The sequence below is a fragment of the Nocardioides sp. Root190 genome (assembly GCF_001428565.1).
Taxonomy (GTDB): domain Bacteria; phylum Actinomycetota; class Actinomycetes; order Propionibacteriales; family Nocardioidaceae; genus Nocardioides.
Genome location: NZ_LMIA01000010.1, coordinates 894,041 through 909,928, shown reverse-complemented (window position 1 = coordinate 909,928; position 15,888 = coordinate 894,041). Strand labels below are relative to the sequence as shown.

Sequence of the window (15,888 nt, the reverse complement as noted above, 5' to 3'; positions counted from 1 at the left end):
GACGCAGCTACCCAGCGTGGATGTGTGGTCGACGGCGGTGGTCGGGCTCCGCGCGCCGCAGGACCTCACGGGTCAGCGGCGCGACCTCCCCCGCACCGAACAGCAGGAAGCGGGCGAACTGGGTGAGCGGGTTGCCCTCGGTCCACTCGAAGTAGACGTGCGGTCGGACTCCGGACTGCTCGCGCAGGTCGAGCGCCAGTGCGGCCAACGCGTTGGGGATCGTCGAGGCCCGGACCGTCAGCACGCGGTACTCGCCGTGACGGACCGAGCCGACGACCTCGATCCGGCTCTCGAAGTCGGAGTAGTCGTCGACCACGACCTCGACGAAGACCAGGTCGCCGCCGTTCGCCAGGTCGTGCGCATCGACGATGTGGCGGACCTTCGCCCGGTAGGCGCCCGCGTCGGCATGTGCGGGGTCGTGGGCGACGAGCCGGAGGGTACGCCGTGCGCAGTCGCGCACGAAGACCTCCGCCCGGGCGTCGTAGGTGATCTCGGTGGTCCGGAGCTCGAGGGACCGGGTCAGCCGCGACAGGAGCGAGACGACGACGATCGCGGCGATGAAGCAGGCTCCGATCTTCAACCCGTCCGGGCGCTCCTTGATGTTGTCCAGGGTCGTGTAGGTGAAGACGAGTGCGATCGCCGTGAACGCGACGGTCCAGCCGCGTTGGCGCGCCTTGCGGGCGGCCAGGGCGACAGCGACGCTGGCGGAGGTCATCAGCACCAGCACCCCGGTCGCATAGGCACCGCCCTGTGCGTCGACGTCGGCGTCGAAGATCCAGGTGATGAGGAAGGCCGTCGCGGTCAGCACGCAGACCAGCGGGCGCACGGCACCGGCCCACTCCGGCGCCATGCCGTAGCGCGGAAGGTAGCGGGGGATGAGGTTGAGCATCCCGGCCATCGCCGAGGCGCCGGCGAACCACAGGATCAGGATGGTCGAGAGGTCGTAGGCGGTCCCGAAGACGTCACCGAGGCGGAGGTGCGCCAGGTAGGCGAGCGCGCGCCCGTTGGCCTGGCCGCCCTCCTCGAACTCCGCGGTCGGGATCAGCAGCGCGGTCACGAAGCTCGAACAGATCAGGAAGACGCTCATGATCACGGCAGCCGTCGTCAGGAGGCGCTTGGTGTTGCGGATCCGTTCAGCCGGGCTCATCGGGTCGTCGTCCGGTGAGCCGCGCACATGGCTCATCACCGCGACTCCCGTCTCGAAGCCGGACATGCCGAGCGCGAGCTTCGGGAAGAGGGTGAGCGAGACCGCGATCATCAGTGCGATGTTGCCGTGCTCGGTGGTGAGGGCAGCCGTCCAGTCGGTCACCACGTGGCCGTTGCGAAGGACCTCGACGATGCCGACGCCGATCACCACGACGTTGAGCGACAGGTAGACGATCACCAGCGCGACGGCCAGGCCGATCGCCTCCCGGAATCCCTTGAGGAAGACCGCCCCCAGCAAGGAGATCAGGCCCAGCGTGATCCACAGCTCCTGCCCGTGCAGCGCCTCCGGGACATGGGGGTTCTCCACCACGTGGGCGCTGGCGTCGGCCGCCGACAGGGTGATCGTGATGATGAAGTCGGTCAGCGCGAAGCCCAGCAGCGCGAGCACGAACACCTTGCCGCGCCACCGCGGGAGGAGCCGCTCCAGCATCGCTATCGAGCCCTGACCGTGGGGACTCTCCTCCGCCACCCGCCGGTAGACCGGCAGGGCACCGAGGAGGGTCAGCAGGACCAGGACGACGGTCGCGAGCGGGCTGAGCAGTCCGGCGGCGAGGAAGGCGATCCCTGGTTGGTAGCCGAGGGTCGAGAAGTAGTCGACACCGGTCAGGCACATCACCTGCCACCAGGGGCGGGTCGTCGTGGAAGTGGTCACCGGCCCATGGAACTGCCGTGAGGAGCCCCGCGGGCGTGGCCTAACAGAGCCCTAACGCCGACGTGGCGCACCCATCACCCGCGACCCAGCAGAATGGCTGGGTGAGCACCCTGAGCCGACGACGCCGGTTCACCGGCTTCGCCGCAGCCGTCGGCGCGCCGATCCTGCTCCTGCTCGTCCTGCTGCCGCTGCGCGACGACCTCAACCTGGCCAGCGACGTCGCGCTCTTCCTCGTCGTGGTGGTGCTCTCCGCGCTGGTCGGTGGCCTGCGGCCGGCTCTGCTGGCAGCGCTCGTCGGGACGGTGGTGCTGAACTTCTGGTTCACCGCACCCTTCCAGACCTTCACGATCAGCGACCCCAACAACGTCGTGGCCCTCTTCGCCTTCGCCGGGGTCGCCGCGATGGTCGGCTGGGTCGTCGACCTCGCCTCCCGGCGGGCGGCAGCGGCCGCCGCTGCTGCGGAGATCGAGGCCGCGGACCGGCTCCGGACCGCACTCCTCGCCGCCGTCGGCCACGACCTCCGCACGCCGCTCGCCGTCGCGAAGGCCTCGGTGTCGGGCCTGCGCAGTCCTGACGTCTCCCTGGATCGCGCCGACCGGGACGAGCTGTTGGCCACGACCGACGACGCGCTCGACCGGCTCACCGGCCTGGTGGGCAACCTGCTCGACATGAGCCGGTTGCAGGCAGGGGCGATGCCGGTGCGACCCCGCTCGGTCGCTCTCGGCGAGGTCCTGTCCCGGGCACTGGACGACCTCGGCGTGGCACCGCGCGGGGTCGTCCTCGACGTCGCCGACGACCTCCCCGCCGTGGTGAGCGATCCGGGCCTGCTCGAGCGGGTGCTGGTCAACGTCATCGCCAACGCGCAACGGTTCAGCCCGCCCGACCGGCCGCCGCTGCTCCACGCCGTCGCGCACGAGGGCCGGGTCGAGGTGCACGTCGTCGACCACGGTCCCGGCATCGCGGCCGAGGACCGCGAGCGGGTGTTCCGGCCGTTCCAGCGTCTCGGCGACACCGACAGCACCACGGGGATCGGCCTGGGCCTGGCCGTGGCGCGCGGCCTGACCGAGGCCATGGGCGGGACGCTGACCCCACGGCGTACCGACGGCGGAGGGACCACGATGGTGCTCAGCCTCCCTGCGGAGCCGTCGTCGTGAGCCGGGTCCTCGTCGTCGACGACGAGCCGCAGATCGTCCGCGCCCTCGGGATCCACCTGCGCGCCCGCGGCTGGGAGGTCCTCACCGCCGGCGACGGCACCGAGGCCCTGGCGATCGCCGAGTCGACGCAGCCCGACGTGGTCGTCCTCGACCTCGGACTGCCCGATCTCGACGGTGTCGACGTCATCGCCCGGCTGCGTCGCCGCTCCGCCGTACCCGTCCTCGTGCTGTCCGGTCGCAGCGACAGCATCGACAAGGTGGACGCCCTCGACGCAGGTGCCGACGACTACGTCACCAAGCCGTTCGGGATGGACGAGCTGATGGCTCGCCTCCGTGCGCTCGTACGTCGTGGGCAGGCCGAGGACCAGCCGGCGGATGCTGCTGCAGTGGTGTTCGGCGACGTCACGGTGGACCTGCTGGCGAAGCGCGCGAGCATCGCCGGCGGCGAGGTGCGGCTCACCCCGACCGAGTGGCACCTGCTGGAGGTGCTGCTGCGCAACCCGGGGCGGCTGCTCAGCCAGCGCCAGCTGCTCACCGAGGTGTGGGGGCCCGGCTACGAGACGGCGCACGGCAACCTGCGGCTCTACATGGGTCAGCTGCGCCGCAAGCTGGAGCCTGACCCGGCCCGACCGGTGCACTTCCGCAACGAGCCCGGGATGGGCTACCGGTTCGAGCCCTGAGCGGCAGCGCCCCGGTCGGCACTGGGAGGATGCGGTCGTGAGCAGCGTCTTCGAGTGCGAGATCCAGTCGCGTCTTCGCGACGTCAACCTCGGCGGCCACGTCGACAACGTCGAGGCCCTGCGGGTGCTCGACGAGGCGCGACTGCTGTTCTTCCGCTTCGCACCCCTGACCGACGACGAGCGTCCCGGACTGTTCCGGGACGTGCCGGCCGGGATCGCCGAGCTCGTCGGCTCCCAGCGCATCGACTACAACGCCGAGATGCGCTTCGTCGCCTACCAGCCCTTCCTGGTGCGGATCTGGGTCAGCCACGTCGGCCGGTCGTCGTTCTCGATCTCCTACGAGCTGCGCGTCGCACCCGACCACGAGCCGGCGATCCTCGCCGAGTCGTCCCTCGTCTTCTGGGATCCCGCTGCGGGCTCGTCGTGGCCGATCACCGATGAGGTCCGGGCCACCCTCACGGCGTACTCCGCCGCGCCGGTCACCCTGCGCAACCGGCCCACCGACCCGGCCTGAAGATCCGGGGCCTAGAGATCGAGCGTCAGGGTCCCGCGGGCGCGTGAGACGCAGGCGGCGAGCTGGTTCTCGCGCTGTTCGGCGCCGAAGCGGTCCCGGTGCTGGACCTCGCCGGAGACGACCTGCACCGGACAGGTGCCGCAGAAGCCCTGGCGACAGGAGTACGCCGTCGCCGGCCGCACCTCCAGCAACGCCGCCAGCAGGGTCTGGTCGCCAGCGACCTCGAAGGTCTCGCCCGTGCGCGCGAGCTCGACCGTGAACGGCTCGCCGCCGACCACCGGCGGCGCGGAGAAGCGCTCGGAGTGCAGCGCCTCCACGTTGTCGGCGGGCACCTCGGCCCGCAGGGCGTCGATCATCGCGGGCGGGCCGCAGCAGTAGAGCGCAGCGCCGGCGGGCGCGCGGGCGACGATGGCCCGCGGGTCGGGAACGCCGCGCTCGTCGTCGGGCCAGATCTCGACGCGGTCGGGGAACGTCACGGCCAGGGCCTCGACCTCGGCGAGGAAGGCCATCGAGGCGCGGTCGCGGCCGGCGTACACGAAGCGCCAGTCGTCGCCGTGTGCGACGGACAGCCGCACCATCGGCAGGATCGGGGTGATCCCGATCCCGCCGGCGACGAAGAGGTACGACGGCGCGGCGATGAACGGGAACGCGTTGCGCGGACCCTTCAGCACCAGTTCGTCGCCGATCTTCAGACCGTGCACCTCGGACGAACCGCCGTCCCCGTCGGGGATCCGGCGCACCGCGATGCGGTAGCGCGACCGGTCGGCGGTGTCGCCGGTGAGGGAGTACTGCCGCAGCAGCCCCGACGGCAGGACCACGTCGACATGGGCGCCCGCCTCCCAGGCGGGCAGGCGCGGCCGGCGCTCCGGATGGGCGGGCACGAGATCGAGGGAGAGCACCCCGTCCGCCTCGAGGGCGCTGGCCTCGACGCGCACGAGGATCCGGCGGTCGACCGCGTCCACCTCCGGGCGGCGCTTCGCGGTGAGGCGCAGCATCCGGATCCAGCCGTCCGTCAGGTGCTCGACCGCGCGGTAGAGGCTGCTGTCGGGGACCGGCGGCTCGGTGCCGAGGGTCATCGCCCGTCGGCAGCGAGCGCCGCGGGGGAGGTCGCGAGGTAGGCGACGGCCTGGCTGGTGGAGCCCTCCTGCCGCGGGTGGTAGGTCGGCTTGGCGTAGCGGAGGATCGGGATGACCAGCCCGCCGATGCCCGGCAGGATCCCGCGCCGCGCCCCGGACATCCAGCTGCGCACGACCGGGAGGTCCCGGTCCTCGAGGGTCGGGTCGTTCTCGATGAGGTGCCGCACGCTGCGGATCCAGAGGTAGAAGATCCCGAAGACCGCCAGCCCGTAGGCCCGCATCCGTCGTACGTAGCGGCCGTCGAGGTGGTCATAGAGCTCGAAGGCGACGTGGCGGTGCTCGACCTCCTCGGCGCCGTGCCACCGCAGCAGGTCGAGCATCCGCGAGTCGGCGCCGGCCTCGTCGAGGGCCGGGGAGTTGAGGATCCAGTGTCCGAGGAAGGCAGTGATGTGCTCGATGCCGGCGATCAGCGCAACCTTCTCGACCAACCACTCCTCGGCCTGCGCGCCGGTGAGGTCGCGGTCGCCGAGCAGCCGGTTGAAGACGTGCTCGATCTCGCCGACCATGTCGGTCGTGTCGAGACCGTGGGCATCGAAGTAGTCCGCCACGCCCTGGTGGGCACTGGCGTGCATGCCCTCCTGGCCGATGAAGCCGAGCACCTCCTCGCGCAGGCGCTCGTCCTTGATCATCGGCAACACCTCGGTGAAGGTCTTCACGAACCACCGCTCGCCCTCGGGCAGCAGGACGTGCATGACGTTGACCAGGTGAGAGGCGAAGGCCTCGCCGGGGATCCACCGCAGCGGCAGGCCGGCCCAGTCGAAGACGACGTCGCGGGCGTGGAGCGCGACCTTCTCCGGCTCGCGCAGGGCCTCACGGCGGGCACTCACGCCGACACCTCGGCCCCGATGAACTCGCGGACCAGGCCGGCAACGAGCGCCGGGCGCTGGGAGACCACCCAGTGGCTGCCGGTGACGTGGTGCACCGTCAGGTCGCGGACGTACGGCGCCGGGGCGCCCGCCTGGAGCTCGGGCCGCACGTGGTGGTCGCGCTCGGGCGCGATGACCTGCACCGGCAGGTCGACCTGCGGCGGCACCGGCCGCAGCATCCGGCGAGGGAAGTTCGCGCGGTACAGCTCGATGCCGTTGACCGTCTCGGCCTCCCCGCGGTCCTGCTGGGCCGTCGTGGGCGGCTGGACCTCGCGGTCGGCAGCGGCCGAGTGGTCGACGAGCCGACCGATGACGCCGCGCCGGGCGCAGAGCTCGGGCAGCACCGGGGCCATGAAGAGGCCGACGTAGTAGGACGCCAGCAGCTGGCGCAGGCGCGGAACGGCGCCCGCGGCGTTGTTGCGGAGCCAGGCCGCGGCGTGGTCGAGGGAGGGTCCGGAGATGCTGGTGAAGGTACGGATCCGGGGCCCGAGCCGGTCGGCGGTGAGTCCGTCCCAGACCTGGATCGAGCCCCAGTCGTGGGCGACCAGGTGGACGGGGGTGTCGGGGCTGACCGCGTCGATGATCCGACCGAGGTCGTCGACGAGCTGATCGATGCGGTAGCCCCGGCGCGAGGTCGGGACCCCGGACTCGCCGGATCCGCGCACGTCGTAGGCCACGACGCGGAAGTCGGTGGCCAGCTCGGCCATCACGCCGTCCCACACGTGGTGGTTGTCCGGGTAGCCGTGCACCAGCACGACGGTCGGCGCCTCGGGGCGGCCCTGTTCGAAGACCGCCAGCTGGAGGCCGTCGCTCGTGTCGACTCTCATGGACGTCTCGCTCCTCGCATCACCGGACAGTTATATTGCTACGGAAGCGTAGCAATGGCGTGAGGTCAAGGGGACTGTGATGCAGATCAAGGCCGGCACAACGAGCTCGAACCCGACGATGCGGGCAGCGACCTGTACCGGCGGCGAGTTCGCCGTCGAGCAGGTCCCGCTCCCCGAGCCGGGGCCCGGGCAGGTCCTCCTGCGGGTGGTGCGCACCGGCATCTGCGGCTCCGACCTGCATGCCCGCCAGCACGCCGACCAGCTCGCCGACGTGGCCGACGCCCTCGGCTACCCGACGCTGATGCGCCCGGCGGACCGGGTCGTGATGGGCCACGAGCTGCTCGGGGAGGTCGTGTCCTACGGGCCCCGCACCCGCGGCCGCTGGAAGCCCGGCACCCGGATCGTGGCCCTGCCGATGGTCCGCAACGGCGAGGACATCCACATGGTCGGCTTCGACACCCGCTCCCCCGGTGGCTTCGCGGAGTACGTCCTGGTGCAGGAGGTCTTCGCCTTCGCCGTCCCCCGCGGCGTGCCCGACGACCTCGCCGCCTTCACCGAGCCCCTCGCCGTCGCCTGGCACGCCGTGCGGCGCGGAGCGGTCGGGCGCAACCAGCCCGCGCTCGTGATCGGCTGCGGGCCGATCGGCCTCGCCGTGATCCTGATGCTCAAGGCCAAGGGCGTGAAGACCGTCATCGCCTCCGACTTCTCGCCGGTACGACGCGACCTCGCCCGCCGCTGTGGTGCGGACGTGGTCGTCGACCCGCGCGTGGACGAGCCGTGGACGGCGTACACGCTCGAGGGACCGGTGGGCTCGCTGCCCGACTACGCCCGCTTCGGGATGGACGCGGTCGGGCTGATGCGTCGCGTCCCGCTGCTGCCGTGGGGTCGGCTGATCCGGGCCGGCGAGACGCTCGGCGTCGCGCCGAGCGGTCCGGTCGTGTTCGAGTGCGTCGGGGTGCCCGGCGTCCTCGACGAGATCTACGCGAAGGCGCCGCTGCGCAGCCGCGTGGTCGCCGTCGGCGTGTGCATGGAGCCGGACACGGTGCGGACCGCGTTCGCACTCAACAAGGAGCTCGAGGTGCGCTACGTCTTCGGCTACGACCCCGAGGAGTTCGAGCACGCCCTCGACCTGATCGCCTCCGGGAAGGTCGACCCGTCGCCCCTGCACACCGGCACCGTCGGGCTGCGCGACCTCGCTGCGGCCTTCGACGGCCTCGCGGGCGCCGAGGAGCACGCGAAGATCCTGGTGGACCCGACCCTCGTCTGAGCCCCGGACGAGTCAGGCCTCGAGGACCGAGCGGACGATCTCGACCGCGAAGTCGCTCATCAGCTCGGCCGTGTAGTCCTCGGGCCGGTCGAGGATCAGTCGCGCGCCCATCTCCATCGCGCCGACGAACAGGTGCGCCAGGAGCACCGGATCCATCGGTCCCGAACGGCGGAAGTCCATCGCCCACTCACACAGCACCGTGAACTGGGCGATCATGAAGTCGCGGGTCTCACTGAACCGCAGCCGCGCGCCCTCGGGCAGGTTGTCCGGGGTCAGCAGGAGCCGCCAACGGATCGGGCTGTCGCGAACGCCGGCGAAGAAGGTCTCCACCCCGGTCCTCGCCAACGCCACCGGGTCATCGGTGTCGGTGTCCGTCGGGAGCGAGTCCAGCATGAGGGCGAGGCCTCGGTCCTGCTCGCGGTCGATCAGCGCAGCAAGGACGGCGTCGGCGTTCGGGAAGGCGCCGTACACGACCGGCTTGGTGACCTTCGCGGCCTCGGCGACGGCCTCCATCGTCACGCTCGCCACGCCACCGGTCGCCGTGAGGGCGAGCGCGGTGTCGAGGATCTGCTCGCGCCGTTCGGCCGGAGGCATCCGCGGGGCATAGCTCCGGCGACTCCTCACGGGGCGGACACTACCGGGCGCGCCACCCAGGCGACCGCGACCGCGAGCACGACCACGCCGAGCGAGACGATCCCGACGACGGCCGCGTGAAAGGCCGCCAGACCGAAGGGTTCGTCGAGGATCCGGCCGACGAAGGTCGCCACCGAGCACACGCTCGCGAGCCCGACCGCGGCCGGGAGGGTGAGCACCGGGAGCCGCCGGGGCCTGCTGGGTCCGAGCACGGGCCGGCGCAGGATCACCAGGATCGCCGAGCCGAGAACGACGACGCCGATCGCGCCACTGGCGTACTGCGCCCACTGCTCACCCCGCAGCGAGCCGTGCTCCTCCTGCAACCACGGGATCAGCCGCACCCCCCAGCGACCGCTGTGGGTGAAGGCGTCCCACACGACGTGCGTGATGGAGCCGACCACTGCCGCCAGTGGGGCCAGGATCCAGGCCTGCCGGCCGATCCGCGCCCGCCCCGGCAGGCGGTCCCGGAACGCGGACGGCGAGGTGTCGACGAGCGCATCGCGTCCCCACAGGTCCCAGAACGCCAGGAGTACGAGGGCGATCGCGAGGTCGACGGTGAGGATCCCGAGCACGCTGTGCGTGAAGCCGTAGATCCCCCACGACTGCGAGAACACGGGGAGGTCGGGCGCCATCGAGCCGATGACCATCGCCGACAGGGGGAGTCCGAGCCCGCGCAGGGGCAGGACGGCCGCCGGGTGGGCGATGGTGACGGGCACGCGGTCAGGGTAGGTGACGGCAGGCGTCGATCCCGCGCCTGTCGTTGGTCGAGGAGGTCGCTCAGCGACCGTCTCGAGACAGGGTGACCCGGTGCCGGAACCCGGACACGAGCAGGCGGGTGCAGCACGGCCAGGGGTCTCGAGACGGCCGCGGGCGGCCTCCTCGACCAACGGTGGCTGGTTCCGGCACCGGGTCACCGGGTCTCGAGACGGCCGCGGGCGGCCTCCTCGACCAACGGGCCACGACAGCACAACCCGCCCTCCGCCGTACCTCCTCGTCGCTGCCTCGCTCAGGTGCGGCGAACCAGACCCATCGACGCGGTCAGCACGTCACCGAGCTCGATGCCGGCAGCGCGTCGTACGACGACCTTCAGCGGCACCAGGTAACGCCCGTCCTTGGGGAACAGCGCGGTCGTGAAGTCGACGTCGCGGATGCGGACCCGGACCGCGACCTGGCCCCAGTACTCCTGGCCGCGCGCGGCCTCCTTGACGTCGTCGCTGTCCTCGACGGGTACCTCGAGGAAGTAGAACGGGGCGGGGCCGCGCCACTCGACGACCGGGCCGGTGACGGTGAAGTCCAGCTGCTCCGACGACATGGGGACCATCATCGCCCAGGTCACCCCCTCAGCAGGGCGACGATCGCGTCGTACCCACGCTGCTCGGCGTGCTGCAGCGGCGTCACCCCGACGTGGTCGGCGATGGTCCGGTCCACGCCGGCGGCGAGCAGGATCCGCACGATGTCCTGGTGGTCCTTCCCGCCGTCGCCGAGGATGATCGCCTCGAGCAGTGCGGTCCAACCGAGGTCGTTGACGTGATCGAGGTCGACCGCCGTCTCGACGACGCGGCGCACGTAGCCGACGTGCCCGCGCTCGCTGGCCGGGATCGGTGAGAGCCCGCCGAACCGGTTGCGGATGGTCAGGTCCGGGTTCGCAGGGAGCAGGGCCTCGAGCATCGCGACGCTGCCGGTGACGCCCGTGACCAGCCACGGGGTGTCGTGCCGGTCGTCGAGGGCGTCGGGATCGGCGCCCATCGCGACCAGGACCTGCGCCACGGCGACGCGATCGTGCGTGCTCGCCAGCAGGAGTGCGGTGCGCTGGTGCCCGTCACGCGCCTCGATGTCGGCGCCGGCGCGGAGTGCCACCGCCACACCGTCGGCGTCGCCGCGCTCGGCGGCACGCAGGAGCGCGGCGTCCGGATCGGCAGGGGGTCGTGCGTCCGTCACGGTGCTCAGGATCCTCTCCAGTCGGTCGAACCCGCGCTCGCGGGCCATCTGGAGCGGCGTCAGTCCCGCCGACGGCGAGACCCGGTCGAGCTCGACGCCGCCTGCCGCCAGCACCCGCACGGTCGTCGCGTACGACGCCGTGTCCGCGCCGAGCCACACCGCCTCGTGGATGGCCTGGTAGCCGATCCGGTTGACGTGGTCCCGCTCGATGCCGGCGCGCAGCAGCTCGCCCACGACCAGTCCGTGGCCGCGTTCGGCGGCCCGGATCAGGCCGGTCCCGTTCCAGCTGTCCTTGTCGTCGATGCGGGCGCCGTTGCGCAGCGTCAGCCGCAGGAGGTCGAGGTGGCCCTCACTGGTCGCGACGAGGTACGCCGACTGGCGGGTCGCGTCCTGGGCGTTGACGTCAGCCCCCCGGCGGACCAGACGCCGGGCCAGCGGGACGTCGTCGGCCCAGGCCGCCTCGCGCAGCTGCCGGTCGAGGTCGGCCTGCTCGGCGGGTGCCGGTGTCGGGTCCGCGGCCTGACTGCTGGCCGGGCGCCCCGCCGGGCGCCCCGCAGGGCGATCCGCCTCCCGCTCCACCGCCGCCGGATCGCCACCGCCGCACGCACCCAGCACCAGTGCCAGCGGCAGGGCCGCCAGGGCCGTCCGCCTCATCGCGTCGGATCCGTGATGACCTCGTACGGACCCGACGCCACCGCCTCGTCGAACTTGCTGTCGACGTACAGGATCCGGCCCCGCAGGGCCTTCGCGGTGGTCAGCACCCGGTCGGGCGAGGTGGCGCGTTGGGCGACCAGGACCGCCCGACGTCCGTCGTGGGTGAGCCGGAGGGTCGCGATCATGCGGCTGAAGTTGCGCACGACGCTCAGCTGGTTGCCACGGCGGACCAGTCCGTCGGCGTCGACCAGGTCGGCACCGCCCGTGCTGACCTCGGTGGCCGTGCGGGTGCGGACGTCGAAGCGCCACAACGTCCCGACGTTGCCCTGGGCCACGACGAACGCGCGGCGGTCGGCACTCAGCACGATGCCGCCGAGGTTGAAGCCCGCCCGGCGCTCGACGACGTCGGTCGCGTCGGCCCACAGGCTCGCCTGCCAGCCACCTCGTCCGGGCGCGACGCGGAAGACCTGGGCGTCGTTGGAGTTGGTGAAGTAGGCCGCACCGTCGGGGCCGATCGCCACGTCGTTGAGGAAGACGTCCGTGCCGGGCGCCCGCAGCGCAGCGAGCAGGTCGCCGTCCTTGCTGTAGACCCACAGGTCGGGCCGACCCGTGCCGATGCCGTTGGGCCCGCCCGCGACGTAGACCCGGCCGAGCCGGTCGACCGTGATGCCACGCGCGGTCCAGCGACCGTCGGTGCCGTCACCGGGGATCCACTCGCGGGTCTGCGCGGTGCCCACCGAGCCGCGGTGGATCTCCCCGCCGGTGACCTCGCTGACGTAGAACCGGCCGCGCAGCTCGTCGGCCCCGATGCCCTCGAACTTCGAGCCGGCCGGGTTGACGGCGCTGACCGCGTCCCCCGTGAGGTGGTACGACGAGGGGCTGGCCAGTCCCAGGGAGCTCGCGGACGTCGTACCAGCGAGGCCGACACCGGTCGCGACGGCGGCGAGGAGGAGGGGCGTGAGGAGGTGGTTTCGCTTCATGGCTCCACCCTGCGCGGCCGCGGACCCTCCGGTCGTCGGGCAGCTGGCCACTCCGCGATGGCCAATTGGCTGATGCCGGGATCCGCCCCGGCTCCCTAGGCTGGCCGGATCATGTCCCTCCCCACCCGCCCCGGCGAGCACGGCATCCTCGCTCCCGCCGCCCGCCTCGACCGCTGGCTGCTCGCCGTCCTGGTCGTGCTGCTGGTGACCTGCGCAGCGAGGTACGTCGACCGGCACGACCTCGACCCCACGGGGGTCGCCGTCCTGACGGGTGCCGTCGTGCTCGCCGCCGCCTATGCGACGCGCGGCCTGCTGGCCGGACGGCCCTGGTGGCCGACCGCCTGGGTGCTCGCCATGGTCGCGCTGTGGAGCGCCCTCACCGTCGCGGCGCCGTCGTTCGCCTGGTGCGCGGTGCCGGTGGCCTTCGCGGTGCTGCAGGTCCTCGCCTTCGAGTGGGCCGTGGCGACCGTCGTCGCGATGACGGTCCTGCTGAGTGCCGCGTGGGGGCGGATCACCGACGGCACGGACCCGGTGCAGGTCGCGGGGCCGATCGGCGTCGCCCTCGTCACCGTGCTGGCCTACCGGGCGCTGGACCTGGAGTCGCGGGCCCGTCAGCGCGCGCAGGCCGAGCTCGGCGCCCTCGCCGAGCGCACCCGACTCTCCCGCGAGATCCACGACTCCGTGGGACAGGGACTCTCCAGCATCAACCTGCTGCTGCAGGCGGCCGACCGGGCCTGGGAGTCCCAGCCCGCCGCGGCCCGTGGCCACGTGCAGACGGCGGCCGCCACAGCACGCGACGGCCTCGACGAGGTCCGCCGCGTGGTGCGCGACCTGGCGCCGGCGGACCTGACCGACGACACCAGCGGCGCCGCCCTGGTCGACGCCCTGCGCCGGGCCGCTGCCGAGTCGGCGCTGGGACTCGACGTGGCGGTGCGGGTCCACGGCGACACGGTGCCGGTCGTCCCCGACGTCGCGGCAGCACTGGTGCGCACCGCTCGCGGCGCACTGGCCAACGTCCGCGAGCACGCCGACGCCGGTCGCGTCGCGCTGACGTTGACCTACCAGGTCGACGAGGTCGTGCTCGACGTCCGCGACGACGGCCGCGGCTTCGACCTCCCCGCTCCCGACCGGCCGGTGCGGGCCGGCGGGACACGCGGCCGCGGGCTCGCCGGGATCCGGGAGCGTGCCGCCGCCCTCGGCGGACGCGCCGAGGTCGAGAGCGCGCCCGGCGAGGGCACCACCGTCTCGGTGAGCTTCCCGCTCGACGAGTCCCCCCGAGGAGGACGCCCGTGATCGGGATCGTGCTGGTCGACGACCACCCCGTGGTGCGCGCCGGCCTGCGCGCACTGATCGACGGCCAGGCCGATCTCTCCGTGGTCGGCGAGGCCGACGGCCTCGACGCGGCCCTCGCCGTCGTCACCTCCGAGGGGCCTGACGTCGTCCTGATGGACCTGAGCCTGGGCACCGGCAAGGCCGGTGGTGCCGCGGTGACCGCCGCACTGCGAGCCCTGCCCGCACCCCCTGAAGTGCTGGTGCTGACGACCTACGACACCGAGTCCGACATCCTGCGTGCGCTGGAGGCCGGCGCCCGCGGCTACCTGCTCAAGGACGCCCCGCCGGACGAGCTGTTCGCCGGGATCCGGGCCACCGCGCGGGGCGAGACCGTGCTCTCGCCGTCGGTCGCGGCGACCCTCGTGCGTCGTACGACGCCGGGGGCCACGACGATCACCGAGCGCGAGGTCGAGGTGCTGGAGCTGCTCTCCCGCGGCCTGGGCAACAAGGAGATGGCGCGCGAGCTGTTCGTGTCCGAGGCGACCGTGAAGTCCCACCTCTCGCACATCTACACCAAGCTCGGCGTCGACACCCGGGCCGGTGCGGTGGCCGCTGCGATCGAACGCCGGATCATCCGCACCTGAGAGGGTCAGCCCTTCTCGACCGCCGCGAGCACCCGGTCCAGCGTGGCCTTGAGCTCAGGGACCTCGTCGAGCAGGACGAGCTTGTCGTTGAGGTCGCCGAGCAACGTCTGGACCTGGGTCAGCACGTCGCGCGTGTCAGCCAGCGTCGCGTCGACCGTGGCGAGCTTGGTGTCGACACCACTCAGCGTTCCGCCCACCGTCACGAGGGTCGTGTCGACGTTGACGAGGGCGACCTCGGCGTTCTTGAGCACCTTGTCGGCACGCTTGAGGACGTCGGCGACGGGGTTGAGGCCCACGGGTTCTCCTTGGGTACGACGGCAGGGTCGGCGCCACTGTGTCAGGCCCGGTCCCCGCAGCGGGGGATCTTCAGGCCAGCTTGCCCAGGACGCTCTCGGATTCGAGAAGTCCGGCGTCGCTCGGGGCCTCGCCACGACCGAAGACCTTCTCGTGCTGCTTCGCACGCCAGGCGAGGTGGGCCTCGGCGGGCCTGTCGTAGCCGTACCTCGCGCGTGCCTCGGCGGGGGTGAGCAGCTCGGGGTTCGTCGGCGCGATCCCGAAGAAGGCAGGTGCGACGACCGGCACCGTGCTCGGGGAGAGCAGTCCGAGGACCCGCAGCTGCAGGCGCTTGCTCAGCGACATCACCGCGAACGTCGCACGGAGGACCGGGCGCGCCAGCAGGTCGAGCGCCCGCGGCTGCTGCACGTCGCCCATCTCGCGCATCCATCGCGGCAGCGTCGCGATGACGCCGGCCCGGAAGAAGGTGCCAACGACCCAGCGCACGGGCCTGAGGACGAGCGGGACCTCGTCGATGAGCTGGTTGACGTCCATCAGGTGCGACATCGCACGCTGCGCGATCGGCGACCCGGACATCACCGGACGCATCCGCTCGTAGTAGGCGTGCAGCTCCGCGCGGGAGCGCGGCACGTCGGCCGGGTCACAGGTCTGGAACTCGGCGGCCAGGGCGCACTCCGCCCAGTACTGCGCCTCCTCGGCCTCGGACAGCTTGCCGGGGCCGAACATCTCGTAGGCCTTGAGCACCGAGTGCCAACCGGTGACGAGGATCCACAGCTGCGAGTCGGGGTCGTTGGCGTCGTACCTGCCGCCGCCGTAGGGCTCGATGCCGATCGCCTTGCTGTGCACCTTGACCAGGACGTCGGCGACCCGGCTGGTCGTGCGACTGTCGCCGAAGGCGATCAGAGCGAAGTAGTGGATGGTTCGGTCGTACCTCGTCCTGGGCCGCAGGTAGATGTCCTGCGTGCGGTCGACGGAGGCGACAAGGTTGGGGTCGAGCTCCTCCACGACCACCGCGCGACTGAAGCCGATGGTGAGCGAGGTCGGGTAGCCCCAGACCTTCCAGGCCACGGACTCGGGTCCGAAGAAGCCGTAGTCCTCGAGCGGGGTGATGTCCCGGTGGGTGCGAAGCGCCATGGCACCAGAATGCTACAGTTGTGTAGTAAATGGAAGA

Annotated in this window: 17 protein-coding genes; 6 read left to right on the top strand and 11 right to left on the bottom strand. The window is 72.0% G+C overall.

Annotated elements, in window-relative coordinates; all coding sequences use genetic code 11:
- Window positions 1-7: 7 nt before the first annotated feature.
- Window positions 8-1,858, bottom strand: a complete 1,851-nt coding sequence (locus tag ASE01_RS17135; RefSeq protein ID WP_235536062.1) for an amino acid transporter — start codon at window positions 1,856-1,858, stop codon at window positions 8-10.
- A 101-nt stretch (window positions 1,859-1,959) separates the two neighbouring features.
- Between ASE01_RS17135 and ASE01_RS17130 the strand changes: the two genes are divergently transcribed.
- The 3 genes from ASE01_RS17130 to ASE01_RS24835 are packed head-to-tail and all read left to right on the top strand — an operon-like array spanning window position 1,960 to window position 4,206.
- Window positions 1,960-3,012 (top strand): DUF4118 domain-containing protein, encoded by a 1,053-nt coding sequence (locus ASE01_RS17130; RefSeq protein WP_056754613.1) that lies wholly within the window; start codon window positions 1,960-1,962, stop codon window positions 3,010-3,012.
- Window positions 3,009-3,692: a response regulator gene (locus ASE01_RS17125; protein WP_056754610.1), complete on the top strand. Its 684-nt coding sequence runs from the start codon at window positions 3,009-3,011 to the stop codon at window positions 3,690-3,692. Before ASE01_RS17130 ends, ASE01_RS17125 begins: the two co-directional genes overlap by 4 nt.
- 37 nt (window positions 3,693-3,729) lie before the next feature.
- Window positions 3,730-4,206 carry an acyl-CoA thioesterase gene (locus ASE01_RS24835; RefSeq protein WP_056754608.1) on the top strand — a complete coding sequence of 159 codons (477 nt, stop codon included), beginning with the start codon at window positions 3,730-3,732 and terminating at the stop codon, window positions 4,204-4,206.
- Window positions 4,207-4,217: 11 nt separating this feature from the next.
- Here ASE01_RS24835 and ASE01_RS17115 read toward each other — a convergent pair whose 3' ends face one another.
- From ASE01_RS17115 to ASE01_RS17105, 3 genes are read right to left on the bottom strand one after another with little or no spacing between them, the layout of a single operon-like run.
- A complete protein-coding gene (locus ASE01_RS17115) occupies window positions 4,218-5,282 on the bottom strand; it encodes a PDR/VanB family oxidoreductase (RefSeq protein WP_056754604.1) in 1,065 nt (354 codons plus the stop codon).
- On the bottom strand, window positions 5,279-6,169 hold the full coding sequence (locus ASE01_RS17110; protein WP_056754602.1) for a metal-dependent hydrolase: 891 nt from the start codon (window positions 6,167-6,169) through the stop codon (window positions 5,279-5,281). Before ASE01_RS17110 ends, ASE01_RS17115 begins: the two co-directional genes overlap by 4 nt.
- Window positions 6,166-7,035, bottom strand: a complete 870-nt coding sequence (locus ASE01_RS17105) for an alpha/beta fold hydrolase (RefSeq protein WP_056754599.1) — start codon at window positions 7,033-7,035, stop codon at window positions 6,166-6,168. The genes ASE01_RS17110 and ASE01_RS17105 overlap by 4 nt, the downstream gene beginning before the upstream one ends.
- A 79-nt stretch (window positions 7,036-7,114) precedes the next feature.
- On the opposite strand from ASE01_RS17105, the gene ASE01_RS17100 reads away from it, so the two are divergent.
- Entirely contained in the window at window positions 7,115-8,302 is a 1,188-nt protein-coding gene (locus ASE01_RS17100) for a zinc-binding dehydrogenase (protein ID WP_235536061.1), read from the top strand.
- Between the two features lie 12 nt (window positions 8,303-8,314).
- On the opposite strand, the gene ASE01_RS17095 is transcribed toward ASE01_RS17100, so the two are convergent.
- The 5 genes from ASE01_RS17095 to ASE01_RS17075 form a co-directional block, all read right to left on the bottom strand.
- Window positions 8,315-8,926 carry a TetR/AcrR family transcriptional regulator gene (locus tag ASE01_RS17095; protein WP_157537430.1) on the bottom strand — a complete coding sequence of 204 codons (612 nt, stop codon included), beginning with the start codon at window positions 8,924-8,926 and terminating at the stop codon, window positions 8,315-8,317.
- Entirely contained in the window at window positions 8,923-9,651 is a 729-nt protein-coding gene (locus tag ASE01_RS17090) for a DUF4184 family protein (RefSeq protein ID WP_056754593.1), read from the bottom strand. Before ASE01_RS17090 ends, ASE01_RS17095 begins: the two co-directional genes overlap by 4 nt.
- A gap of 290 nt (window positions 9,652-9,941) precedes the next feature.
- The gene (locus ASE01_RS17085; protein ID WP_056755007.1) at window positions 9,942-10,247 is read right to left on the bottom strand and encodes a DUF1905 domain-containing protein; all 306 of its coding nucleotides are present in this window, start codon (window positions 10,245-10,247) and stop codon (window positions 9,942-9,944) included.
- Between the two features lie 20 nt (window positions 10,248-10,267).
- A complete protein-coding gene (locus ASE01_RS25030) occupies window positions 10,268-11,527 on the bottom strand; it encodes an ankyrin repeat domain-containing protein (protein WP_235536060.1) in 1,260 nt (419 codons plus the stop codon).
- Entirely contained in the window at window positions 11,524-12,507 is a 984-nt protein-coding gene (locus ASE01_RS17075) for an SMP-30/gluconolactonase/LRE family protein (protein ID WP_056754590.1), read from the bottom strand. The genes ASE01_RS25030 and ASE01_RS17075 overlap by 4 nt, the downstream gene beginning before the upstream one ends.
- 111 nt (window positions 12,508-12,618) lie before the next feature.
- Here ASE01_RS17075 and ASE01_RS17070 point away from each other — a divergent pair, with 111 nt between their 5' ends.
- Complete coding sequence (locus ASE01_RS17070; protein WP_056754587.1) at window positions 12,619-13,800, top strand: sensor histidine kinase; 1,182 nt, start codon at window positions 12,619-12,621, stop codon at window positions 13,798-13,800.
- The gene (locus ASE01_RS17065; RefSeq protein ID WP_056754584.1) at window positions 13,797-14,423 is read left to right on the top strand and encodes a response regulator; all 627 of its coding nucleotides are present in this window, start codon (window positions 13,797-13,799) and stop codon (window positions 14,421-14,423) included. Before ASE01_RS17070 ends, ASE01_RS17065 begins: the two co-directional genes overlap by 4 nt.
- Before the next feature lie 5 nt (window positions 14,424-14,428).
- Here the strand turns inward: ASE01_RS17065 and ASE01_RS17060 are convergent, their stop codons facing one another.
- Entirely contained in the window at window positions 14,429-14,719 is a 291-nt protein-coding gene (locus ASE01_RS17060; protein WP_056754581.1) for a hypothetical protein, read from the bottom strand.
- 70 nt (window positions 14,720-14,789) lie between these two features.
- On the bottom strand, window positions 14,790-15,851 hold the full coding sequence (locus tag ASE01_RS17055) for an oxygenase MpaB family protein (RefSeq protein WP_056754578.1): 1,062 nt from the start codon (window positions 15,849-15,851) through the stop codon (window positions 14,790-14,792).
- Between the last annotated feature and the right edge of the window lie 37 nt (window positions 15,852-15,888).

Bases quoted from the DNA above. Each gene is read 5' to 3' on its own strand.
- ASE01_RS25030 (WP_235536060.1), bottom strand. From the start codon at position 11,527: ATGAGGCGGACGGCCCTGGCGGCCCTGCCGCTGGCACTGGTGCTGGGT.
- ASE01_RS17100 (WP_235536061.1), top strand. From the start codon at position 7,115: ATGCAGATCAAGGCCGGCACAACGAGCTCGAACCCGACGATGCGGGCA.
- ASE01_RS17105 (WP_056754599.1), bottom strand. From the start codon at position 7,035: ATGAGAGTCGACACGAGCGACGGCCTCCAGCTGGCGGTCTTCGAACAG.
- ASE01_RS17085 (WP_056755007.1), bottom strand. From the start codon at position 10,247: ATGTCGTCGGAGCAGCTGGACTTCACCGTCACCGGCCCGGTCGTCGAG.
- ASE01_RS17115 (WP_056754604.1), bottom strand. From the start codon at position 5,282: ATGACCCTCGGCACCGAGCCGCCGGTCCCCGACAGCAGCCTCTACCGC.
- ASE01_RS17055 (WP_056754578.1), bottom strand. From the start codon at position 15,851: ATGGCGCTTCGCACCCACCGGGACATCACCCCGCTCGAGGACTACGGC.
- ASE01_RS17075 (WP_056754590.1), bottom strand. From the start codon at position 12,507: ATGAAGCGAAACCACCTCCTCACGCCCCTCCTCCTCGCCGCCGTCGCG.
- ASE01_RS17070 (WP_056754587.1), top strand. From the start codon at position 12,619: ATGTCCCTCCCCACCCGCCCCGGCGAGCACGGCATCCTCGCTCCCGCC.